A 23,196-nucleotide genomic window follows, 5' to 3' on the forward strand; every position below is an offset into this window, starting at 1 on the left:
CATACGCACTCCATGCGTACTCCATACGCACCGGTATGGGCAGGACGTATAATCCATGACCACAGCACAACAACAGAAACCGGAGCACGATCATGACCGAAGCGCAGGCCCTCTACGACAACAAGCGCATGACGCCCACCGACGCTGCAGGCCTGATCCGCAACGGTGACACCATCGTCGTGCCCACGGGCGTGGGCGAGCCGCCCGCACTGCTGCACGCCCTTTCGGAGCGCCGCCGCGAACTGCGCGACGTCGCGGTGAGCCAGATCCTGCCGCTGCGCAGGTTCGCCTACTTCGACCCGGACACGCGCGCGAACGTGCGTCACGACGCCTACTTCTTCGGCGGCGCATCCCGCCCGGGCGGCCAGGCGGGCTGGATAGACTACGTGCCGGCCTATTTCTCCGAGCTGCCAATGTTGCTCGACCGCGGCCTGCTGCCGGCCGAGGTGGTCGTGTCGATGGCCTCGCCGATGGACGAACACGGCTATTTCAGCCTGTCGCTCGCGCCCGACTACACCATGGCGGCAGTCCGCCGCGCACGCGTGGTGCTGCTCGAGGTGAATCCGAACGTACCCTTCGCCAACGGCGACTGCCTGGTGCACATCTCCCAGGTCGCGGGCGTCGTGGAGAGCGAGGACGCGCTGTTCGAAGTCGGCCTGCCCGAGATCGGCTCGGTGCAGGAAGCGATCGGCAAATACGTCGCTGACCTGATCGACGACGGTGCCACGCTGCAGATCGGCTACGGCGGCATTCCGGACGCGGTGGTGATGCAGCTCAAGCACAAGCACGACCTCGGCATCCACACCGAGATGCTCGGCGACGGCATCCTGTCGCTGATCGAAGCCGGCGCGGTCACCAACCGCAGGAAGACCTTCATGCCGGGCAGGACGGTGGCCACCTTCGCGCTCGGCTCGCACCGCCTGTACCGCACCATGCACCGCAACCCTGGCATCGAGATGCATCCGGTGGATTTCACCAACGACCCCTACGTCGCCGCGCGCAACGACAATCTGTGCGCGATCAACGCCACCATGCAGATCGACCTGATCGGCCAGTGTGGCTCGGAGAGCCTGGGCCACCTGCCCTACTCCGGCACTGGCGGCCAGGTGGATTTCGTACGCGCAGCCAACCGCTCGAAGGGCGGCAAGGCCTTCATCGTGCTGCCGTCCACCGCGAAAGGCGGCACCGTGTCACGCATCGCGCCGGTGCTGTCGCCTGGCACGCACGTCACCACGAGCAAGAACGACATCAACTACGTGGTGACCGAGTACGGCGTGGCGCAATTGCGCGGCAAGACCGCGAAACAGCGCGCCGAAGCGCTGATCGGCATCGCGCATCCGGACTTCCGCGGCGAACTCCGGGAAGCTGCGCGAAAGATGAGTCTGCTGTAAGCCCTCGAGCGGGGAGCACGAATCGAGCACCCCGCCCTGTGGGCGCGGGATTGCCTGCTCAGAGAATGACCGTGATCTCCTCGCGGCGCACCAGCTCGGCGCCGAAGGTCAGCGCGTCGAGCTGCAGTGCGTCGCGTGCGGTCACGATGCCGAGCGGGTGGCGGCTGGCGTCGATGATCGGCACATGGCGCACACCGTTCTCGTACATCAGGTGCAGCGCATGACCGAAAGGCTTGTCCTCGGTCAGCGTCACAGGGTTGTGCGTCATGACTTCGCCCACCGGCGTGATGTCGGCATCGATGCCGGCCGCCAGCACACGGAAGGCGGCGTCACGCTCGGTAAAGATGCCGGTGAGCACCCCATGCTCGGTGACCACGGCCGCGCTGCGCTGCAGCGCATCCATCTGGCGCACCACCTCGCGCACCGGGGTTTCGGCGGGCACGCTGACGAAGGGACGATCGGAAAGAATCTGATGAATCGGACGGCTTGGCATGATCTGTCTCCTGATGCTTGTAGTTGGACTGCACGGAACCCCAAGCTTCAATCGTGCCAGCTTCGAGCCGCCGCACCTGGCTCTCCAGTCGGAAGCCAAGCGCCTGTTCTAGCGCATCTTTCTTTCAGCATCGTGACAGCGGGGCACGCCCGCTGCGGCGTGCGCCCACCGCATCACCGTCCCCATCAGGGTGCATCGCCCCCCTCGCCTGCACCATCCGCGGGCATCGCGGCTTTCGCGCGCGCCATCGGCTCGCCCATGCGCACTGACGCACCCGGCGCCCAGTCGGCACCGAAACGCAGCACGTCCTTCGGGAACAGCATCACCACCGTCGAACCCAGCAGGAAGCGGCCCATCTCGGCCCCCTTCTCCAGCACTACCGCGCCTTCTGCATAGCTGCGCTTCTCGATCGTCGGCTGGCGCGGCGGATTGACCACCCCATGCCAGGCAGTCGCCATGCTGCCGACCACCGTTGCGCCCACCAGCACCATCACGAAGGGACCGAACGCACCCTCGAACACGCACACCACGCGCTCATTGCGTGCGAACAACCCCGGCACGCCGCGTGCGGTCGCCGGATTCACCGAAAACAGCTCGCCCGGCACGTAGATCATCTGCGTGAGCCGGCCGGCGCAGGGCATGTGGATGCGATGGTAGTCGCGCGGAGACAGGTAGATCGTGGCGAAGTCGCCGTTCTCGAAGCGCTCGGCCAGCGCGCGGTCACCGCCGACCAAGGCGGTGGTGGAATAGAAGTGGCCCTTGGCCTGGAAGAGCTGGTCGAACTCGATCGGCCCGAACTGGCTGATCGCGCCATCCACCGGGCAGACGAAATCCGCATCCGCCAGCGGCCGCACACCATCGCGCAGCGGCCGGGTGAAGAACGCGTTGAAACTCGGGAAGCTGGCCGGATCCGGATTGGCCGCCTCGGCCATGTTCACGCCGTAGCGCTTCACGAACCAGCGGATCACCGCAGTCGTCGCTGCGCCCCCCTCTAGACCGGCGAACTTGCCGGCAAGCTGGGTGAGCAGGCGTTTGGGCAGCGCATATTGAAGCGCAACGGTGAGACGTTCGGACACGGCAGGATCCTGAATGATGTGCGGGCGATTCACGCGTGGGACGCGATTATACCGGCCACGTTCCTGCACACCGGCAATGAAATACCCTGTCGCGATTGGCCTGATGATCGCGGCGCCGCCGACGATGCCGCATCCTCACGCCAGCAACAAGGAGGCCGCAATGCCCCACAGCATCAGCGCAACCAGCGCATCCAGCACGCGCCAGGCCACCGGCTTGGCGAACAGAGGGGCAAGCAGGCGGGCGCCGTAGCCAAGCAGCACGAACCAGACGATGGACGCAGTGATCGCACCGGCTGCGAAGAGCGGGCGCAGATCATCGGCCTGCTGGCTGCCGATCGAACCGAGCAGCACCACGGTGTCGAGGTACGCATGCGGGTTGAGCAGGCTGAAGCCGGCAGCTGCGAGCAGGGCCTGCCCGCGCGACATGCGCTTGTGTTCGGCGAAGTCCATCACCCGCCCGCCGCGCAGCGCCGAGACCAGCGAGCGGCCGCCATACCACAGCAGGAAGGCCGCACCGCCATAGCGTGCCACCGCCATCAAGTCGGGGTTGGCGACGAAGAGTCCGCCCAGGCCGGCGATGCCCACGCCGATCAGCAGCATGTCGCACAGGGCCGACACGCTCACCGTCAGCAGCACATGCTCGCCCCGCAGCCCCTGGCGCAGCACATGGGCGTTCTGCGCGCCGATCGCCATGATCAGGCCGAGGGTGAGGATGAAACCGTTGAGGTAGACGTTGCTCATGAGGCATTCCGTTGTTGTTTTCAGCGCGGCGGCAGACACCCGCACAGGCGCAGGCTCGTGCACGAATGTCGCAGGTGCGATCGCTGAAACGATAGGCGCAAACCAGCTCTTCATTAAGTAGAATCGATTAATTTCACTTTCAAGCAAAATTCCTAATGATCGACCACCGCCTGCTTGCCTTCGAGGCCGTGCTGCAGGAAGGCAGCTTCGAGCGCGCCGCACGCCGCCTGGCACTCACCCAGTCCGCGGTGTCGCAGCGGGTGAAACTGCTCGAGGCCGAGCTCGGCCAGGTGCTGCTGGTGCGCAGCAAGCCGGTGCGGCCAACACCTGCGGGACGCCGTCTGCTGCCCTATCTGGCGCAGTTGCGACTGATGGAGGCCGAAGCACGCAGGGCGCTCGCGCCGCGCCAGACCCACGGCCCCCTGCGCCTGGCGGTGGGCGTCAATGCCGATTCGCTGGCAACCTGGTTCATCAGCGCCGTCGCCGAGGTGGTCAAGGACGAGGGCATCGTGCTCGAATGCGTGGTGGATGATCAGGACCACACCCACGCGCTGCTCGCCGACGGCGAGGTGCTGGGCTGCGTCTCCACCCGCGCCGACCCGATGCGCGGCTGCGCCGCCCGGCGGCTGGGCACCATGCCCTACCTGTGCGCGGGCGCGCCCGGGTTCCGCGCACGCTGGTTCCCGCGCGGGCTGACGCGGACGGCACTGTCGAAGGCGCCCGCGATCGTGTTCGGTCGTCATGACGACATGCACGAAGCCTTCCTGCAGCGCCACTTCGGCCTGGACGCCGGACAGTATCCGCACCACGTCGTACCCTCCTCCGAGGGTTTCATGGCCTTCGCAGTCGCGGGGCTCGGCTACGGCTTCATCCCCGAGATCCAGGCACGCGGGCATCTGGCACGCGGCGAACTCGTGGACCTGGCGCCAGAGCGCGAGGACGTGGTGCTTTACTGGCACCACTGGCAGGTGCAGTCGCCAGTGATGGCGAGCCTCGCGAACGCGATCGCCGACGCCGCCGGCACGGCCTTGCGGCCTCCCCCCGCCAACGGCTAGACGCCGCCGGCAACCGCATCAGCGCGTGCGCGATCAGCCGCCGAACAGGCCCGCCGCCACCAACGGATTCGAGGGAAACCAGAAATGCACGTACGAGGCGGTGATCGAGCCGCAACGATAGATCGCCTCGCCCTCCCCACCCTCAGGTCGTTGCGCATGGAGCCAGGGCGCCAGCGGGGTCTCCGTTTTCGAGTAGTGGAAGGTGTGGCCGGTGATCCGGCCCTGCGGCAGATCGACCTGCTGCATGCCCAGCGCGGCAAGCCGCTTCTGCATCACCGCGCGGCCGGGCAGCAGGCCGCCAAAGCCATGCGCAGCGCCGGCCTTGTCGACGACGGTCTCGAGCAGGCTCATCAACCCGCCGCACTCCGCAAGCACCGGCCTGCCGGCAGCAACGTGTGCGCGCAGACTCGCCCAGAAGCGCGTATTCGCGGCCAGCCTCTCGCCGTGGAGTTCCGGGTAACCGCCTGGCAGCCACACCGCATCGCAGCGCGCCGGCAGCGTCTCGCCGGCCAGCGGCGAAAAGAAGGCGAGTTCCGCGCCCAGCGCAAGCAGCGTGTCCACGTTGGCCGGGTAGATGAAGCCATAGGCCGCATCGCGCGCAATTGCGATGTGCTTGCCGCCGAGCAGGGGCGGAACTGCCGGCGCGGAGACCGCAGGAAACTCAACCGCCGGCGGCAGTTCGGCGGCGCCCGTGGCCTGAAGGTGGTCGGCCAGGAGGTCGAGCCGCTCGCCCAGGTCGGTGATCTCGTCGGCCTGCAGCAGGCCGAGATGACGCTCCGGCAGCGCCGCGTCCGCGTCGCGCATCACAGCACCGAACCAGCGCATGCCCTCGGGCAGCGACGCACGCAGCATTTCGGCATGGCGCGCGCTGCCAACATGGTTGGCAAGCACACCGGCAAAGGGCAGACCGGGCAGGTAGTGCGCCAGTCCGTAGGCCACGGCGCCGAAGGTCTGCGCCATCGCACGCGCATCGATCACCGCCATCACCGGGATGCCGAAACGGCGCGCGATGTCTGCACCCGAGGGGGTGCCGTCGTAGAGGCCCATCACGCCTTCGACCAGGATCAGGTCGCACTCGCGCGCAGCGGCGTGCAGCCGCCAGGCGATATCGGTTTCGCCGCACATGCCGAGATCAACGTTGTGTACCGGTGCGCCGCTTGCCACCGCGTGAATCTGCGGATCGAGGAAATCCGGCCCGCACTTGAACACCCGCACCCGCCTGCCCAAGCGGGCGTGCAGGCGGGCGAGCGCGGCGGTGACGGTGGTCTTGCCCTGGCCGGAGGCGGGTGCAGCGACAAAGAGCGCCGGGCACTGGACGGCCCCAGCCCCGCCACGAGCATGGGAACCGTCCGGCGCGCGATCTCCCCGCGCGGCGGGGCTCATCGCCTCATCACGGCTGGGCGCGCCCACGGCACTCAAGCCTCGCCCTTCCCATGCACCACCGCGCAACCAGCGTGCGGTAACGGCGAGGCCTTGGGCTGGTCTTCCGGTTCGAACCACGCGAGCTTGGGGTAGAGCCCGACGACGCTGCCGACCACTGTCAGCGAGGGCGGGCGCACCCCCTCTTCCAGGACGCGCTGCGGCAGGGTGGCGAGGTCGGCCACCACCACGCGCTGGGCGTGGGTGGTACCGCGCTCGATCACGCCCGCGGGCGTGCTCGGCGACAAGCCGTGCGCAATGAACTGCGCACAGATGTCGGCCAGGCGCGAGATACCCATGTAGATCACCACGGTCTGTTGCGGGCGCGCGAGCATCGGCCAGTCCAGATCGAGCTTGCCCTCCTTGAGGAAGCCAGTGGCGAACACCACCGACTGCGCATGCTCGCGATGCGTCAGCGGAATGCCCGCATAGGCGGCGACACCTGCCGCCGCAGTGACACCGGGAATCACTTCGACATGGATGCCGGCATCCACCAGCAGCTCCATCTCCTCGCCCCCACGACCAAAGATGAAAGGGTCGCCGCCCTTCAGGCGCACCACCCGCTTACCTTGCTTCGCCAGCTTGAGCAGCAGCAGATTGATCTCGTCCTGCGGCAGCGAATGGTCGGCGGCTTTCTTGCCGACATAGATGCGCTCGGCTTCGATCGGCGCAAGGTCGAGAATGGCCGGACTGACGAGGTTGTCGTAGACGATCGCATCCGCGCCCGCGACCAGGCGCGCGCCACGCAAGGTGAACAGCTCCGGGTCCCCCGGACCTGCGCCCACCAGGTAGACACAGCCCGGCAGGGGGCCGGGACGATGAACCGCGAGATCGGGAACTGCCATGCTTACCACTCCATGCCGGGCATTGCCTTCACCCCTGCGGAGAAGGCGTGCTTGACCGGCGCCATGTCGGTGACGGTGTCGGCGGCCTCGGCCAACGCGAGCGGCGCCCCGCGGCCGGTGACCACCACGTGCTGCATCGGCGGGCGGGCGCGCAGATCGGCAAGCACCCGCTCGAGGTCGAGATACTGGTACTTCAGCGCGATATTCAGCTCATCCAGCACCACGAGGCCGAAGACCGGATTCTGAAGCATTTCGCGCGCCACCGCCCAGGCTGCTTCAGCCGCAGCGACGTCGCGGGCGCGGTCCTGCGTTTCCCAGGTGAAACCCTCGCCCATCACGTGCCAGCGCACCCCCGGCTGCTTGCGGAAAAAGGCCTCCTCGCCGGTATCCGACCGCCCCTTGATGAACTGCACCACCCCCACCTGCATGCCATGGCCAAGCGCGCGCGCCACCAGGCCAAACGCAGCGCTGGATTTGCCCTTGCCGTTGCCGGTATTGACCAGCAGCACGCCACGCTCCGCCTGCGCGGTGGCGATCTTCTCATCGACGACGTTCTTCTTGCGCACCATGCGGGCGTTGTGGCGGGTGTCGCGGTCGGGGGACTGGGTCATGTGGTTGTTCTCCTGTTCGTAGTCGGTGAGCCCGGCAGCAACGACGGGCATGCCGCGAGCGGGTCGCGAAGCATCTGATCGGGTCCGTTGTCGGTATGGTCGATAAACATGGAAGATCGGGAATACCGATCAGGGTTCTGGGCCAGGGCCTGCGCTCAATCCGGCAAAAACACCGCCCGCCCCGCGTGCTCGATCCGCCGCAGCGGGTGGCCGAAGGCCTGGCCGAGCAGGTCGGCACGCAGCACGGTGTCGCGATCGCCGGCGATCACGCCCCCGCGGCCGTCGAGCAGGATGATGTGGTCGGCGTAGCGTGCGGCGAGGTTGATGTCGTGCAGCACCAGCACACTGCCGCGCCCGGCGCCCTGCTCGCGCACCAGACGCTGGAAGAGTTCGAGTGTGGCGATCTGGTGATGCAGGTCGAGGTGATTGAGCGGCTCGTCGAGCAGGAACAGGCGCGGCGCCTGCGTGAGCAGGGTGGCGATCGCCACACGCTGGCGCTCGCCACCGGACAGCGTCTGCACGTCCCGCTGCTCGAAGCCTGTCAGTTCCACCGCCTCCAGCGCCCTGCGCGCGATCGCCACATCCTGCGGCCCCTCCCAGCCCCAGCGCCCAAGGTGAGGATGGCGCCCAACGAGTACGGTCTCGAGCACACCCGCGGCAAAAGGGTCGGGTTGCTGCTGGGCGAGCAGGCCGCGAAAACGTGCCGCCTCCAGCGTCGGCCAGGCGGCGTAGGGCAGGCCGCCGATGCGCACCTCGCCCACCGTGGGTTCGCGCAGCCCGGCCAGCGTGTGCAGCAGCGTGGTCTTGCCAGCGCCGTTGGGGCCGAGCAGCACCAGGCATTCACCCGCGGCCAGGCTGAGGCTGAACTCGCAGCATAGCCATCGCTCGCCCACCTTGAGCGCGAGGCGTTCGGCCTCGAGCAGCGGAGCCGCATCCTCCGGCAGGGGGCGACGGGCAGCGTTCATCGTGTGCTGCGCGGGCTGCGCGAGAGCAGGAACAGGAAGACCGGCACGCCGATCAGCGCGGTGAGCACGCCCACCGGCAACTGCTGCGGTGCCATCACGGTGCGCGCAGCGGTGTCGGCCAGGGTCAGCAGGGTGCCCCCCGCGAGCGCCGCAGCGGGGATCAGCACACGCTGGTCGTTGCCCAGTGCGAGCCGCACCAGGTGCGGCACGATCAGGCCGACGAAGCCCACCGAGCCGAGCAGCGTCACCGCGGTCGCAGTCAGCAGCGAAGCGAGCACGTACAGCGCGATGCGCAGATGCCCCACCTGTACGCCCAGCGCCCGCGCGGAGAGTTCACCGCGGGCGAGCACGTTGAGGTCGCGCGCAAACGGCAACACGACCACCAGCGCCAACGCCAGCACCACCAGCGCCGGCCACGGCCGCGCTGCTGCGCTCGCATCGCCCATCATCCAGAACAGCATGGACATCACGCGTGTGTCAGGCGCGAGCGCAAGCATCAGCGAGACCGCGGCGCCACAGCCAGCCGCGACGATGACGCCTGTCAGCAACAGCCGCGTCTGCGTCCAGCTACCGTCACCGTGTGCCAGACCGAAGACGACGAGCATCGCGGTGAGCGCGCCGACGAAGGCGGAGGCGTCCACCCAGAACGCAGCCGCCCCGAGCGTGATCGCCCCCAGCGCACCCACCGCCGCACCGCCCGAAATGCCGAGGATGTAGGGGTCGGCCAGCGGGTTGCGCAGCAAGACCTGCATGAGGGCACCCGCGGTGGCGAGCAGGCCACCGCAGGCGAAGGCAGCAAGGGCGCGGGGGAGGCGGAGCTCGCGGATCACGGTCGCATTCATACCGTCCGCGCCGGTAAGCGCACCCAGTACGTCGGCGGTCCCCACCGGCAGCCCCCCGGCGACCAGCGCCAGGAGCAGCGCAAGCGCCCCCGCCAGCAGCAGGACCACGGCGATCGCCAGCGGCGATCGCGTGCGGCGCATGGCTGGACTCACGCGCGACTCCCCACGTAGCGCGATTGCAGGCATCGGCGATCAGTGCATGGCGTAGCGCAGTGCCACGAAGACGCTCCGGCCCTGTGTTCCGTACCCCTTGGCAAGTTCGTAGTCCTTGTCGAGCAGGTTGTTGGCGCGAACTTCCACACTCCAGTCAGGCGCCACGGCGTAGTGCACGTACGCATCGACCAGGCCATAGCCCCCCATGCGACCGGCAGGGGCATTGGGCACCCGATCATAACGCGGCCCTTTCCCATTCCACTCCACGCCCCAGGTCCATGCGCCTGCAAGCCTTTCCAGCGCAAGCGCACCGCTGATGCGCGCACGACGGCCGAGCTCGTCGCCGGTTTGCCGATCCTCCGCATCGAGCAGGTCGACGCTGGCACGCACGCGATACTGCCCGAGCATGGCACCCAGGCTCGCTTCCACCCCCTCGATGTCTGCCCGGCCGACGTTCGCCGCCACACCGCTGCTCCAATCGATCAGGTTTCGGATGCGATTGTTGAAGTAGGTCAGCCCCAGGCTGAGGTCATTGCGCTCCCAGGCCACACCGATCTCGCGATTGAGCGCCTCCTCCGGCTTGAGCGCCGGATTCCCGCCGAAGCAACCCCACACCGGATAGCACTCTACGGGGTAATAGAGATCATTGAAGGTCGGTGCCTTGAACGCATTGCCGATGCTTGCATGGACGCGCCACTCCGGCGTGATCTCGTAGCCGTAGGCCGCTGTTCCGGTGGTCTTGCTGCCGAACTGGGAATTGCGGTCGTGACGTGCATTGAGTTGCACGCGGTGGCGATCGAACTCGCCGCCCCAGCCGAGCAGGAAGGCGTTCATATGGCGCCGGGTCCTCTCGTAGTGGGTCGTCGTCTGCACGCGCTGCTGCAGGAACTCGTAGGCCGCCATCAAGGAGCCGCCACCGAGCGCAATATCGTGCTGCCAACTCAATTGACGCTGTGTCGTGTCGAAGCGGGAACGCGCGCCGGCATTCGACTGGTTCTCGAGCGCATCGACGCCATGGCCGAAACGCAGGGTGCTGACCCAATCGGACGAATGCTGCTTGCGCAGATACATGCCATAGGATTCCGCGCGTTTGTCCAGATGGGAATCGAAGGGCTGAGCTGCGTCATACCAGTTGCGCATGTCGGAATACAGCACATTGGCACCAATTTCGTCGTTGCCGCCCAGGTCCAGCGCCAGCGAGGCGCTGAGGTAATCCTCGCGGAAACCGTCGTCGTCGCGGTCGTTCACGGACAGCACCGGCGTGCGCGCATTAAAGCCGTCGCTGCGCTCATGCCCAGCGGTCACGCTATAGCGCAGGACACCCGCACCGCCAGCCAGCGTGGCGCTGGCTTCACGTGCGCCGTCGCTGCCGGCACCCACGCGCGCCGAGGGGTGGAAGCCCTCCTTGCCCTTGCGGGTGAACACCTGGATCACGCCGCCCAGCGCATCCGCACCATAAAGTGCGCTGCCGGGGCCGCGCAGGATCTCGATGCGCTCAACGATCTCGAGCGGGATGGTCTCCAGCACCGGCGAGCCGCTGGTCGCCGAGCCGATGCGGACACCGTCCACAAGCAACAGCGTATGCCCGGCGTTGGCGCCGCGAATATAGACGCTTCCGCTCGATCCAGGGCCGCCATTGCGTGCCATCTGCACCCCCGGCCGCGACGCCAGCAGGCCGAGCAGGCTCGAATGACCGGCACGGGCAATCTCGTCACGTTCGATCACGTCGACGCTCGCGAGCGCGGCATCTGCACTGACCGGCTGACGGGTGGCCGTGACGACCACATGGCCCAACTGGGCATCGGCGGCATGAACGGCCGGCAGGGTGAAACAGCACAGCGCGCCAGCCGAAGCCAGCGCGGAGAAGCGGATATTCATCGTAGGGCTCTCCCTTCGCCACACCGTGCGTCCCCGCACGCCATGGCAACTTCACATGGACGCACCACGAGGCAGGTAGAACCGAAGAGAGCAAGACAAACCGCGCCCGTCGCCGCCACCCCGCGGCACATCCGCCATTCCGCGTTCCGGCCGGTCTCCGGGCTCGTGCGCTGTGCCGGCCTGATGGCCGGACGGGTGAGTCGCCTTCCCGGGAATGTTCCCAGTGGCTGCAGGACACACCTTGCGCGCACTTACCGTTGCGGGGGCAGCACAGGCATTGCGGCCTCGTTTGCGAAGGGCCGCGCACCTGTTTCCCGTTTAACCCTGGGCGAGATACGCCCGCGGGCACCGATAACGCGTTGCCCCTTCCGGGGCAGTGGGGGCGGATGATACCGTACGAGGCGGTATCGTGCACTGCAAAAAGAATCCGCACGACGAGCGGAAAACCAAACCACGACAATGACATGTGAACTCATCCTCGGCGGCGCACGCTCCGGCAAGAGCCGTGAAGCCGAACGGCGCGCCGCCGGATCCGGACTTGCGGTGACGGTGATCGCCACCGCCGAAGCCCTCGACGACGAAATGGCCGCGCGCATCCGCCGCCACCAGGCCGACCGCCCCGCGGGCTGGCGTACGGTGGAGGCGCCCGTGGCGCTGGCCGATGCACTGCGCCGCGAAGCCGCACCCGATCGCTGTCTGGTGGTGGACTGCCTGACGCTGTGGGTCACCAACCTGCTGATCGACGCCGAGCACCTGCCACCCGGAGCCGACGCCGACGAGCTGCCGCGCTTTCGCCGCGAGCGCGAGAGACTGCTCGCCACCTTGCCCGCATTGCCCGGCCGCATTCTCCTCGTCGCCAACGAGGTTGGGCTGGGGCTGGTGCCCGAAACCCAGCTTGGCAGGCTGTTTCGCGACGAGGCCGGACGGCTCAACCAGGCAGTGGCCACCCTATGCAAACGGGTTGTCTTCGTCGCCGCTGGACTGCCGCTGGTGCTGAAGCAGGGCTAAACTGCAAGCCGCACGACATCCAGGACGGACGCGTGTGCTGCACTCCATGCGGCTGCGTAGCCCCCGTCCACGATGAACATCCCGTCCAACCGACCAAGCTTGTCACCATGAAACCCTTCGCCATCGTTCCGCCCGACCCGCTGCTGTCCGCCGCGCTGCAACACAAGATCGACCGCAAGACCAAGCCGCTCGGCGCGCTCGGGCGCCTGGAGCCGCTCGCACACCAGATCGGCCTCATCCAGCAGACGCTCACACCCGAGATCCGCCAGCCGCACATGGTGGTGTTCGCCGGCGATCATGGCGCGGCAAAGGCGGGCGTATCGGCCTTTCCGCAGGACGTCACCTGGCAGATGGTAGAGAACTTTCTCGCCGGCGGCGCCGCCATCAACGTGTTCAGCAAGCAGATGGGCTGGGGGCTCACCGTGGTCGATGCCGGGGTGAATCACGATTTCGGCAAACGCACCGGACTGATCGACGCGAAGATCGCGCCGGGCACCGCGAACTACATCGAACAGCCCGCAATGACGCCCGGCCAGCGCGACGCCGCCCTGCAGCGCGGCCGTGAACTCGCCCATGCGCTGGCGGACAACGGCTGCAACTGTGTCGCCTTCGGCGAGATGGGCATCGGCAACACGGCCTCGGCCTCGCTGATCACCCACTGCCTGGTGGGCGCGGCCCGCGACGGCGATCTGTACAGCGTGACCGGGCGCGGCACCGGGCTGGACGACGCCGGGCTGATCCGCAAGCGCCAGTTGCTGTCGCAGGCGCTCGAACGCGGCGGCCGACACCACGACGGGCTGGAGGTGCTGGCCCAGTACGGCGGCTTCGAGATTGCGATGATGGCCGGTGCAATGCTCGGTGCAGCGGAAAAGCGGATGCTGATCCTGGTTGATGGGTTCATCGTCACCTCCGCCCTGCTGGCTGCACATGCCATCGCCTGCAACGTGCTGTCTTACTGCATATTCGGGCACCGCTCGCAGGAGCCGGGGCACCGCGTGCAGCTCGACTATCTCGACGCCCAACCGCTGATGGAGCTCGACCTGCGCCTCGGCGAAGGCACGGGCGCCGCTCTCGCCCTGCCGCTGGTGCAGGCCGCGGTCAACTTCCTCAACGACATGGCAAGCTTCGAGTCGGCCGGGGTGAGCGACCAAGGTCCGGCGACCTAAGCGCGCAAACGGTTTTCACGCCCCCGGAACGCGGCCATGCGCGAGCAGTTCGCCCGCTTCTTCACCGCGCTGGGCTATTTCACCCGGCTGCCCGTGCCCGCCTGGGTGGAATGGGTGCCGGAGCGGCTCGCGCACGCCGCCGCATGGCTGCCGCTGGTGGGCTGGGTGGTGGGATGCGCCGGCGCCGCGGCGCTGCTCGTACTCACCTCGCTGCTGCCGGTCAGCCTCGCGGTCATTCTTTCGATGGCGCTCACCGTTCGCCTGACCGGTGCCCTGCATGAAGACGGCTTTGCCGACGCCTGTGACGGCCTCGGTGGCGGCTGGGAGAAGGCACAGATCCTCGCGATCATGAAGGACTCGCGCATCGGCAGCTACGGCGCCATCGCCATCGTGCTGATGCTGCTGGCCAAGGCCGCAGCGCTGATCGAGCTCGCTGCCATCTCGCCCACGACAGCCGCCGCCGCGTTGATCGCCGCGCACGCGCTGTCGCGCCTGGCTGCGGTCGGCGTGCTGCACGCCCTGCCCTACGCACGTGAGGACGACAGTGCCAAGGCGCGGACCGTGGCGAAGCGGCTGCCGCGCGGCGAGCTGGCATTCGCAACAGTCTTCGGCCTGCTGCCTCTGGCAGGGCTCGGCCTCGCGCCCGCGGCCGGGTCGCTGATCCTCGCCGCACTGGTCACGCTCTGGCTCGCCCGCCTCTTCCTGCGCCGCCTGGGCGGCCACACTGGCGACCTGCTCGGCGCGGTGCAGCAGGCGGCGGAGCTGGCGTGCTATATCGGGGTGCTCACCGCCATCGGCACCCCCTTGACCACCTGAAACCGCGCATGCAACTTCACCTCATCCGCCACCCCCGCCCCGCTGTCGAGCCCGGCACCTGCTACGGGCAGACCGATCTCGGCCTGGCCGAATGCCCTGCCGAGGTCGCCGCCCGCCTGCGGCCGCTGCTGCCCGACACTTTCACGCTGCACGCCAGCCCGCTCGCGCGTGCGCGCCTGCTCGCGGAGGCACTTGGAAGGCCGCACCTCGACGACCGGCTCAAGGAGATTTGTTTCGGCGAGTGGGAAGGCCGCAGCTTTGCCGACATCGGCAGCGCCATCGACGACTGGGCCGCCGACCCGCTCGGCTTTCGCGCGCCAGGCGGCGAGTCGCCGCGTGAGATGGCGGCACGGGTGCTGCAATGGCTGGACGAGATCAGGCAAGAATCTGGAAATAGGGTATTTCCAGGCACGGCGCCCGAACACCTCGTCGTCATAGCCCACGGCGGCCCGCTGCGCGTCATCGCGGGCCACCTCCTCGGCCTGCCGCCCGAGCGCTGGCTGGGACTGGACTTCGGCTGCGGACAGGTGACACGGATCGACATGGAAAGCTGGGGCGTGGTGCTGAAGTGGTTCAACCGAGGATGAAGGTGAAGCCCCGATGACTTCCCTCTGGCTCATCACCGACAACAAGCCCGGCCATCGCAGCCAACTGCAGGGGCTGGCGCAGGCGCTTGCTGCGCGCGCGGCGGTCGAGGCGCACTGGATCGACGCCCCGGCCGGGCACAGCGCGCTGTGGCAGTGGCTGGGCGGCCACTTCCCGGCGGGCGCGGGACTGCCCGACCCGGATTTCATCCTCGTCGCCGGCCATCGCACCCACCTCGCCGGCCTTGCCGCACGACGCGCGCACGGCGGCAAGCTCATCGCGCTGATGCGGCCCAGCCTGCCACTGGGCTGGTTCGACCTGTGCGTGATCCCGCAGCACGATCATCCGCCCGAGCGTGCCAACATCATCGCCACCCGCGGCGTGCTCAACACCGCCCGCCCCAGCCGCGAGCGCGAAGTCGACAAGGGTTTGTTCCTGATCGGCGGGCCGTCCAAGCACCACGGCTGGAACAGTGCCGACCTGCTCGCGCAAATCGACGCCATCCTCGCCGCCACACCAGGGATGCGCTGGACGCTGACCACCTCACGCCGCACGCCGGCCGACACCGAGTCGGCGCTGCTCGCCCTGCGCGAACGCGGCGTGGACGTACGCCCGGTGCGCGACACGCCGTCCGGCTGGGCGATGGAACAGGTTGCGCGCAGTGCGCAAGCCTGGGTCACGGAGGACAGCGTCTCGATGGTGTACGAGAGCCTCACCGCCGGCGCAGCTACCGGGCTGCTCTCGGTGCCGCGGCAGGGCGAAACGCGGATCACCGCAGGGGTGGCGCAACTGCAGCGCGAGGGCTTCGTCACCCCGTTTGCGGATTGGGAGCGGAAGGCTCTGTTACTCGTTCCGCAGACTCGCCTGTGCGAAGCCGATCGTGTGGCCGGGCTCATGCTGTCGCGCTGGCCGGGGTAGCCGCCACGCTCAACCTGCATCCAGCGCGCAGGTACAATCGCGCCATGCCCGACGCCAACGAACACGCCGCACATATGCGGCCTTCGCGATGAAACCCCTGAAGGTCCTTCAACTCCTCCCCGCCCTCGACAGCGGCGGCGTCGAGCGCGGCACGCTGGAGATTGCGCGCGCATTGGTTTCGGCCGGGCATGAATCGGTGGTGCTGTCGAAAGGCGGGCGGCTGGTCGAGCAGCTGCAGCGCGAAGGCTCGCGCCACATCGCGCGCGACCTCGGGCGCAAGTCGCCGACCACCTTCCTGCAGTACCGCGCGCTGCGCAGACTTTTCGAGCAGGAGCGCTTCGACATCGTCCACGCCCGCTCGCGCATGCCCGCCTGGGTGGCGTGGCTTGCGTGGCGCGGCATGCCGGCGCAGACCCGTCCGCGCTTCGTCACCACGGTGCACGGCATGCACTCGGTGAGCCGCTACAGCGCGATCATGTGCGCGGGCGAGCGCGTGATCGCAGTCAGCGACACGGTGCGCGACTACATCCGTACGAACTATCCGCCGTCGCGCTGGCCGCACCTGGCCGACGAGCGCATCACGGTGATCCCGCGCGGCATCGACCCGGCGGAGTTTCCGCGCGACTACCGGCCGTCGGAAGAGTGGCTGGAACGATTCCGCGCCGAGTTTCCGCAGATCGGACAGCGCAAGGTGCTGACGCTGCCGGGGAGACTCACGCGGCTGAAGGGACATCACGACTTCATCAGCCTCGTTGCCAAGCTGGTTGGCGAAGGGCTGGACGTGGTGGGGCTGATCGTCGGCGGCGAAGATCCGAAGCGGCCGGGCTACGCGAAGGAGATCCGTGAGCGCGTGCAGACGGAAGGGCTGGGCGAGCGGATCGTGTTCACCGGGCATCGAAGCGACGTCCGCGAAATCTATGCGATCTCGGACTGCGTGCTGAGCTTGTCGAGCACACCGGAGTCGTTCGGGCGCACGGTGCTGGAGCCGCTGGCGATGGGGCGGCCGGTGGTGGGGTATGCGCATGGGGGGGTGGCGGAGATTCTGGGGGAGCTGTTTCCGCATGGGGCGGTGGCGAAGGGAGATGTCGAGGCTGCCGCAAAGCGAACTGCGGACGTACTCACCAACCGGACGCCCGCTGCGAGGCCCAATGATCGCCTCCTGCTAGAGCGCATGCAGGCGCAGACAATTGAACTCTATCGCAGCCTCCATGCAATCTGAACACGCATCAGGCCAATCGACCCGAGGCGTTCTAAGGATCGATAACACATTGAAAATAACCATCATCATGGCCGGGTACGGTGAAGGCGGCCTCGAAAAGCACGTGGTCGAGCTGGCAAACGGCCTGATGCGCCACAAAAAGGAAGGTGTCCAGGTCTGCGTTATTGCGGATCCGATGTACGGCGTGCGTTTCGCACAAGACATCACATTCATGCCTTTTGTATTCTCAGGCAGCCGGCGAAACCCGATTGCGCTATTCCAGCTCTGGCGCACCATAAGACAAACCCGCCCGAATCTCGTGCACGCACATGGCAACAAGGCGGCCAGCATGATTGGCAGCCTGCTTCCGCTGCTCAAGGTCCACAGCGTGGCAACCCTGCATAGCCGGAAGAAGAACGTTCGCATGTTTCGCGCATTCGAGCGCGTCATCGCAGTCAGCAAGGTATCCACCTTAAACCTCGAACATCCCGGCATCCGCATCGTCTATAACGGTATCGCGCCTTCGGATGATCACAGCCAGGCATCGGACGGGGCCTGGCATAATGCGCCGCGCGGCAAGCGTGTCATAGCAGTGGGCCGTTTGGTCCCTGTCAAAGGTTTTGACATTCTGATCGAGGCATGGAGCAAGATCGACGCATACCTTCTAATTCTAGGCGAAGGCTTTGAACGCCCCAGGCTAGAGAGCTTGATTGCCGACAGAGGCTTGACCGACCGAGTTCGGCTCGCTGGACATCAGCACGACGTCCTGCCGTACGTGCGCAGCGCCGACCTGATGGTCATTTCGTCCCGCTATGAGGGCTGCCCCTACGTACTGATCGAGGCGCTCCAGCAGAATCTACCCGTGGCATCAACCCGCGTCGGCGTCATGCCGGAGTTGCTGCCTGCGCAAGCACTGTACGATGTGGAGGACCCTAGCGCGCTGGCCAGCACGATCCAGTACGCACTCACCGATCTTGATGCCTTCAAGACGACATTCGAGGCAGCCTTCACCCATGCGAGCACGCAGTTGACCCTGGACAACATGCTCGAAAGAACACTCTCGATTTACAAAGAACTTTTCTGATCTACTACGCATGCAACGCGAAACGACGATCGTCAAATTCCTCAGCCGCCTCAACCCGGGCGAATGGCTTCGCTATTTCAGCAATCCAACAATGCGCTGGGGAAGTTGCCAGTTCACCTTCGCACGCGATGCGGACGCATACGACTGGCTCGTCGTTTATGACGACCTGCCTCCGCAAGCGGGACAAGGTCGCGACCAGGCTGTCGAGAACTTGCGCTGCAACCCGCAAGACACCTTGCTGATCACTACCGAGCCGGAGAGCATCAAGACATACGGTAAAGGCTACACTGCCCAGTTCGGCCATGTCCTCACCAGTCAACCTGAGTGGGCCCTACCCCACGCCTGCCGCCACTACCAGCACGCAGCCAATCACTGGTTTTACGGGAGCGGGCAGAAGCACTGGAAATCGTATGCCGAGATGCGGGCAGGCCCCAGCTTCGAAGACAAAGTCCACGATCTATCCTGCGTTTTTTCACCCAAGCAGCAAACACATACGCTTCATGCTCAGCGCTTCCAATTCATCAAACGCCTGACCGAGTTGCTATCTGATGTCACTCTGTTTGGGCGTGGTGCCATTCCGATGGACGATAAAGCGGATGCGTTGCATCCCTTCCGCTATCACATCGCAATCGAAAATCACATCGCCCCGCACCACATCACGGAAAAGCTCACCGATGCATTTCTAGGGCGCTGCCTGCCATTTTATGCCGGCGCACCGAACGCTGCAGACTACTTCCCGGCCGACAGCTTCATCCCGCTCGACATTCACGACGCCGATGGTGCCGCTCGCGTGATCATCGAGGCCATCCGTAACAATGAATGGGAGATACGTTTGCGCGCCATCGATGAAGCCCGGCACCGCGTACTCGAGCACGAAAATCTATTCGCGATAATCACCCGGATCATTGAGACAACAGGAGCCAGCGCCAGACAGGCCATCAGCAGTACAAGCGCATCCAGTACCTTGTACGGGCGACATGCCTGGCGCAAGCGGCACCCGGTCGCCGCGCTTGGATTCGTTCTGGAAAAACTCCATGTCCGCCTTAGATCAAGAAAGAACCTGAGTCAGGCCGCGCAGGCATGAGATGGTCGTGATACGGAAAAATCCTTCGACCAGGCTGGCGGCACTCCAGTCCGCTTTCTTGAGGCTGGGTTGGCTGGCTCCAGCGTTCTTCCCCGTCGCCAACATTGGGGGACGAGGGCTGTTCAATACGCTGTTCTTTGGCTACACGCTATGGGCGTTGCTCTCCCTGTCGCAGCTTCGGCGCAAGGATTTGGTTGACGGCGGCAAGTTCCTCGCGCTGCTCGGATGCGCGTATGCGCCAAGCATTTTTATTGCTGAAGATACAGCTCGTGCTATCAAGGCCTGGGCGATGGTCCTGCTCTTCATGGGCACCGGCGCAATCACCTATGCCGTCCTGCGGGACGACCCCAGAAGAATCACCCAACTCTTCCGCGCCTTCACCATCGGCGCGCTTGCCGCGCTCGCGGCTTGTTATATCGATCTCGTGAAGACAGTCTTCACCAGCGAAGACTTCATCCCGCGCCTCGACCTGCGTACCGTGGACCTCGTCATCTTTGCGCCTTTCCTGGTCGGATGCTGCATCGGCACACGACATGGGGCGCGCAGCCTGATTACGGCGATGACACTTTATGCACTAACGGCTGGCATGGTCATTTTTGCGGACGAGCGTACAACCTTGATCGGCTTTCTTGCAGCCTCGACGGTGCTGTTCTTGTTGGTTATCAGGCTCTCCGCATTACAGGTCGTGGCCTCAGGCATTGCCCTGATCGCACTGGCCGTCGCCCTGAATGGCGAAACCCTGCTGCGCGGCCTGGAGAACGGTGGGGATCTCTTTCAAAGGCTGGACCAATTCAGCAGCGGACGCCTTACATTGTGGCTGCAAGCGATTCAGAGCCCGCCTGAAAATCGGTGGTTTGGCGTCGGAATGGGCAATGCGCAGCGCTATCAAGAGGTCGTCAGCATCGCCAGCCTCGACGGCCATGCCGTGAGGCACCTACACAATCTGTGGCTGGACGCCTGGTATGAAACCGGCTTTGTTGGCGTCGGCACCCTCATACTCGTACTGAGCATCTCACTGGCAGGCCCCATCCGGGCGTGGAGCTCGCTGCCCCAGAAACAGCGCCTCCAGGCTGGGCTTTTGTTGTCCGCAACGTGCGCAGTGCTGGTTCAAACACAGTTCAGCATTTCCTACGCGTCGCGTGAATTCAACATCTATGCCATGCTTTTCCTCGCGGTACTGGCGCACCTTGTGAACGCGCCAGGCCCAGCCCATCGCCCACCGTCAGAAACCCATCCGCATGACGCTCATGCCGACAAACGCTCGCAAGCCTTCGCCCTCCGCTGAAAAAATCCTCCTTATCCGCCACGGCGCATTTGGCGATATCGTGCAAACGGACGGCGCATTGCGCGACATCCGCGCCCGGTTCCCACACGCTGAAACCGTGCTGCTGACAACCGCACCTTTTCGAAAACTCATGGCGCGCTGTCCGCATATCGACCGCATTCTGATCGATAACCGCGCGCCACTCTGGAAGCTCAACGCCCTGTGGGCCCTGCGCACCGCATTGAAAACCGAAGCCTTCGACCGCGTTTTCGATCTGCAGAAGACCGATCGCACCGATCTCTATCGCCGCTTCTTTCTGAGGAACGCGATCTGGAGCGGGCGCGCCGCGGGCGACTGTCCCGCTTCGGCAATTGATGGCTATGTGGCGCAACTGAGGCGAGCAGGGGTCGAGCCTGCAGAATGTATCCGGCCCAACGTGGGTTGGATGGCCGATGATGTGAACACCTTGCTCATCGAAGCAGGCGTGCGCCACCCTTACATTGCCCTCATTCCGGGCTGCGCCGCCCGGCATCCACAGAAGCGCTGGCCCTACTACAACCAACTGGCGGCAGCGCTCATCGCGCGAGGATACGACATCGTGATGGCGCCTGGTCCCGACGAGATCGAACTGTGCAAGCGCATTCCCGGCCACACCCTGCTCGGCCCGAACGGTTTTCTCAACTGGTTCGAGCTGGCAGGCGTGCTGAAGGACGCATGCTTCGTCGTCGGCAACGACACCGGACCGAGCCACGTTGCGTCGTGCCTCGACAAACCTGGCCTCGCCTTGTTCGGACCGCACACAAGCGCTGCACGCACGGGCATCTGTCGCGGCGAGTTCGGGGCCATCGAGGTTGCCAACCTGGCCGAACTCTCCGTCCAGACCGTCCTCGACGCAATTCTGAGAAAACTGCCCGCTCAGGAAAACTCGGTGTAGGACTTTTCTTCTACGATGCTGGAGCCGCAGTGCTCGTTGATCTGCTTCTTGATCGCCGCACGCTTGTCATTCTGGATGTACACCGAGCGCGCCAGTTCGATGAACTTCGGCCCGAAGTCGCGCACCGCCTCACATGCGCGAATGTCGTCCTCGATCACCCACAGGGTCTCATTGACCGCGCGCAACTCCCCCTCGAGGCGCGCAAGCTCAGGCGTCGCCGTCAGGTTCTGAGCGCATGCAGCGCTCAGAACCGACAACTCATGATTCACGTTCTTGAGCTTTGCCGCATCGGTCATCCGCTCGGCCTTGATCTTCAGGATCGTGATCTTGTCGATCACCTCACCTGCACCCACCTCGATCAGCAGCGAACCCTTACTCATCGTTTCTCTTCCTGTTCAAGCAATTGACGCCGCCTTACCACACACGTTTCACGGCAGGCCGGCCCTTGGAGATGGGATAATCGCATCGATCACCCGAGGCATGGATTCTAGCGCATGACCCCAGACGCGCCTCTGCCTCGGCGCACCGAACCGGAAGAGAACCCAATGACCAAGACAGCCCTCATCACCGGCATCACCGGCCAGGACGGCTCCTACCTTGCCGAATTCCTGCTCGCCAAAGGCTACGAAGTCCACGGCATCAAGCGCCGCGCCTCGAGCTTCAACACCCAGCGCATCGACCACCTCTACCAGGACCCGCACACGCTCAACCCGCGCATGGTCCTGCACTACGGCGACCTCACCGACTCGTCCAACCTCACCCGCATCCTGCAGCAGGTGCAGCCCGACGAGGTCTACAACCTCGGCGCGCAGTCGCACGTGGCGGTGAGCTTCGAGTCGCCCGAATACACCGCCGACGTCGACGCCATGGGCACACTGCGCCTGCTCGAAGCCATCCGCCTGCTCGGCCTGGACAAGAAGACGCGCTTCTACCAGGCCTCCACCTCCGAGCTCTACGGCCTGGTGCAGGAGATCCCGCAGAAGGAGACCACCCCCTTCTACCCGCGCAGCCCCTACGCGGTGGCCAAGCTCTACGCCTACTGGATCACGGTGAACTACCGCGAGGCCTACGGCATGTATGCCTGCAACGGCATCCTGTTCAACCACGAGAGCCCGCGCCGCGGCGAGACCTTCGTCACGCGCAAGATCACTCGCGGACTGGCCAACATCGCGCAGGGTCTGGAAAGCTGCCTTTACATGGGCAACATCGACGCGCTACGCGACTGGGGCCACGCCAAGGACTACGTGCGCATGCAGTGGATGATGCTGCAGCAGGACCAGCCCGAAGACTTCGTGATCGCGACCGGCGTGCAGTATTCGGTGCGCGAATTCATCCGCTGGTCGGCAGCGGAGCTGGGCGTCGCGCTGCGCTTCGAGGGCAAGGGCGTGGAAGAGCATGCGGTCGTCGAGCATATCGAGGGGGAAAACGCTCCCGCGCTGAAGGTGGGCGACATCATCGTGCGCGTCGATCCGCGCTACTTCCGCCCCGCCGAGGTCGAGACCCTGCTCGGCGATCCGGGCAAGGCCAAGGACAAGCTCGGGTGGACGCCGGAGATTACCGTGCAGGAGATGTGCGCCGAGATGGTCGCGGAAGACCTCAAGGTGGCACAGCGGCATGCATTCCTGAAGGCGCACGGGCACGACGTGCAGGTCGCCACCGAGAACTGAACC

At 65.8% G+C, this 23,196-nt stretch carries 23 protein-coding genes and 1 riboswitch; of the genes, 13 read left to right on the forward strand and 10 right to left on the reverse strand.

Going from position 1 to position 23,196, the window contains the following annotated elements; translation table 11 throughout:
- Positions 1-92: 92 nt before the first annotated feature.
- Positions 93-1,391 (forward strand): acetyl-CoA hydrolase/transferase family protein, encoded by a 1,299-nt coding sequence (locus ACPT9U_RS10675; RefSeq protein WP_435750910.1) that lies wholly within the window; start codon positions 93-95, stop codon positions 1,389-1,391.
- A gap of 58 nt (positions 1,392-1,449) precedes the next feature.
- On the opposite strand, the gene ACPT9U_RS10680 is transcribed toward ACPT9U_RS10675, so the two are convergent.
- The 3 genes from ACPT9U_RS10680 to ACPT9U_RS10690 form a co-directional block, all read right to left on the reverse strand.
- Positions 1,450-1,884 carry a CBS domain-containing protein gene (locus ACPT9U_RS10680; RefSeq protein WP_435750911.1) on the reverse strand — a complete coding sequence of 145 codons (435 nt, stop codon included), beginning with the start codon at positions 1,882-1,884 and terminating at the stop codon, positions 1,450-1,452.
- Positions 1,885-2,069: 185 nt separating this feature from the next.
- Positions 2,070-2,960: an archaetidylserine decarboxylase gene (asd, locus tag ACPT9U_RS10685; protein WP_435750912.1), complete on the reverse strand. Its 891-nt coding sequence runs from the start codon at positions 2,958-2,960 to the stop codon at positions 2,070-2,072.
- A gap of 135 nt (positions 2,961-3,095) precedes the next feature.
- A complete protein-coding gene (locus ACPT9U_RS10690) occupies positions 3,096-3,701 on the reverse strand; it encodes a LysE/ArgO family amino acid transporter (RefSeq protein WP_435750913.1) in 606 nt (201 codons plus the stop codon).
- A gap of 155 nt (positions 3,702-3,856) precedes the next feature.
- Between ACPT9U_RS10690 and ACPT9U_RS10695 the strand changes: the two genes are divergently transcribed.
- Positions 3,857-4,756: a LysR family transcriptional regulator ArgP gene (locus ACPT9U_RS10695; RefSeq protein WP_435750914.1), complete on the forward strand. Its 900-nt coding sequence runs from the start codon at positions 3,857-3,859 to the stop codon at positions 4,754-4,756.
- A gap of 33 nt (positions 4,757-4,789) precedes the next feature.
- On the opposite strand, the gene ACPT9U_RS10700 is transcribed toward ACPT9U_RS10695, so the two are convergent.
- From ACPT9U_RS10700 to ACPT9U_RS10725, 6 genes are all read right to left on the reverse strand, one after another.
- A complete protein-coding gene (locus ACPT9U_RS10700; RefSeq protein WP_435750944.1) occupies positions 4,790-6,139 on the reverse strand; it encodes a cobyrinate a,c-diamide synthase in 1,350 nt (449 codons plus the stop codon).
- 32 nt (positions 6,140-6,171) lie between these two features.
- Positions 6,172-7,020 carry a uroporphyrinogen-III C-methyltransferase gene (gene cobA / locus ACPT9U_RS10705; RefSeq protein WP_418364556.1) on the reverse strand — a complete coding sequence of 283 codons (849 nt, stop codon included), beginning with the start codon at positions 7,018-7,020 and terminating at the stop codon, positions 6,172-6,174.
- 2 nt (positions 7,021-7,022) lie between these two features.
- Positions 7,023-7,631, reverse strand: coding sequence for a cob(I)yrinic acid a,c-diamide adenosyltransferase (cobO, locus tag ACPT9U_RS10710; RefSeq protein ID WP_435750945.1), 609 nt, complete (start codon positions 7,629-7,631; stop codon positions 7,023-7,025).
- A 155-nt stretch (positions 7,632-7,786) separates the two neighbouring features.
- A complete protein-coding gene (locus ACPT9U_RS10715) occupies positions 7,787-8,596 on the reverse strand; it encodes an ABC transporter ATP-binding protein (protein ID WP_435750915.1) in 810 nt (269 codons plus the stop codon).
- Positions 8,593-9,579, reverse strand: a complete 987-nt coding sequence (locus tag ACPT9U_RS10720; protein WP_435750916.1) for a FecCD family ABC transporter permease — start codon at positions 9,577-9,579, stop codon at positions 8,593-8,595. Before ACPT9U_RS10720 ends, ACPT9U_RS10715 begins: the two co-directional genes overlap by 4 nt.
- Positions 9,580-9,630: 51 nt before the next feature.
- Positions 9,631-11,469, reverse strand: coding sequence for a TonB-dependent receptor domain-containing protein (locus ACPT9U_RS10725; RefSeq protein WP_435750917.1), 1,839 nt, complete (start codon positions 11,467-11,469; stop codon positions 9,631-9,633).
- A gap of 132 nt (positions 11,470-11,601) precedes the next feature.
- Positions 11,602-11,837, reverse strand: a riboswitch (cobalamin riboswitch).
- 91 nt (positions 11,838-11,928) lie between these two features.
- Here ACPT9U_RS10725 and cobU point away from each other — a divergent pair.
- The 10 genes from cobU (at position 11,929) to ACPT9U_RS10775 (ending at position 21,526) form a co-directional block, all read left to right on the forward strand.
- A complete protein-coding gene (gene cobU, locus ACPT9U_RS10730; protein WP_418364552.1) occupies positions 11,929-12,477 on the forward strand; it encodes a bifunctional adenosylcobinamide kinase/adenosylcobinamide-phosphate guanylyltransferase in 549 nt (182 codons plus the stop codon).
- Positions 12,478-12,584: 107 nt separating this feature from the next.
- Positions 12,585-13,643 (forward strand): nicotinate-nucleotide--dimethylbenzimidazole phosphoribosyltransferase, encoded by a 1,059-nt coding sequence (gene cobT / locus ACPT9U_RS10735; protein ID WP_418364551.1) that lies wholly within the window; start codon positions 12,585-12,587, stop codon positions 13,641-13,643.
- A 36-nt stretch (positions 13,644-13,679) separates the two neighbouring features.
- A complete protein-coding gene (locus ACPT9U_RS10740; protein WP_418364550.1) occupies positions 13,680-14,459 on the forward strand; it encodes an adenosylcobinamide-GDP ribazoletransferase in 780 nt (259 codons plus the stop codon).
- An 8-nt stretch (positions 14,460-14,467) separates the two neighbouring features.
- Positions 14,468-15,046 (forward strand): alpha-ribazole phosphatase family protein, encoded by a 579-nt coding sequence (cobC, locus tag ACPT9U_RS10745; protein WP_435750918.1) that lies wholly within the window; start codon positions 14,468-14,470, stop codon positions 15,044-15,046.
- A gap of 13 nt (positions 15,047-15,059) precedes the next feature.
- Positions 15,060-15,962, forward strand: a complete 903-nt coding sequence (locus ACPT9U_RS10750; RefSeq protein ID WP_418364548.1) for a mitochondrial fission ELM1 family protein — start codon at positions 15,060-15,062, stop codon at positions 15,960-15,962.
- A gap of 88 nt (positions 15,963-16,050) precedes the next feature.
- Positions 16,051-17,181: a glycosyltransferase family 4 protein gene (locus tag ACPT9U_RS10755; RefSeq protein WP_435750919.1), complete on the forward strand. Its 1,131-nt coding sequence runs from the start codon at positions 16,051-16,053 to the stop codon at positions 17,179-17,181.
- Positions 17,171-18,244: a glycosyltransferase gene (locus ACPT9U_RS10760; RefSeq protein ID WP_435750920.1), complete on the forward strand. Its 1,074-nt coding sequence runs from the start codon at positions 17,171-17,173 to the stop codon at positions 18,242-18,244. The genes ACPT9U_RS10755 and ACPT9U_RS10760 overlap by 11 nt, the downstream gene beginning before the upstream one ends.
- Positions 18,245-18,254: 10 nt before the next feature.
- A complete protein-coding gene (locus ACPT9U_RS10765) occupies positions 18,255-19,328 on the forward strand; it encodes a glycosyltransferase family 10 domain-containing protein (RefSeq protein WP_435750921.1) in 1,074 nt (357 codons plus the stop codon).
- Position 19,329: 1 nt separating this feature from the next.
- Entirely contained in the window at positions 19,330-20,613 is a 1,284-nt protein-coding gene (locus ACPT9U_RS10770) for an O-antigen ligase family protein (protein ID WP_435750922.1), read from the forward strand.
- Entirely contained in the window at positions 20,567-21,526 is a 960-nt protein-coding gene (locus tag ACPT9U_RS10775) for a glycosyltransferase family 9 protein (RefSeq protein ID WP_435750923.1), read from the forward strand. Before ACPT9U_RS10770 ends, ACPT9U_RS10775 begins: the two co-directional genes overlap by 47 nt.
- On the opposite strand, the gene ACPT9U_RS10780 is transcribed toward ACPT9U_RS10775, so the two are convergent.
- On the reverse strand, positions 21,508-21,906 hold the full coding sequence (locus ACPT9U_RS10780) for a DUF6165 family protein (RefSeq protein ID WP_435750925.1): 399 nt from the start codon (positions 21,904-21,906) through the stop codon (positions 21,508-21,510). The genes ACPT9U_RS10775 and ACPT9U_RS10780 overlap by 19 nt on opposite strands.
- A gap of 165 nt (positions 21,907-22,071) precedes the next feature.
- Here ACPT9U_RS10780 and gmd point away from each other — a divergent pair, with 165 nt between their 5' ends.
- On the forward strand, positions 22,072-23,193 hold the full coding sequence (gmd, locus tag ACPT9U_RS10785) for a GDP-mannose 4,6-dehydratase (protein ID WP_435750926.1): 1,122 nt from the start codon (positions 22,072-22,074) through the stop codon (positions 23,191-23,193).
- Positions 23,194-23,196 lie beyond the last annotated feature (3 nt).

It is taken from the genome of Thauera sp. AutoDN2, assembly GCF_051280715.1.
Lineage (GTDB): Bacteria > Pseudomonadota > Gammaproteobacteria > Burkholderiales > Rhodocyclaceae > Thauera.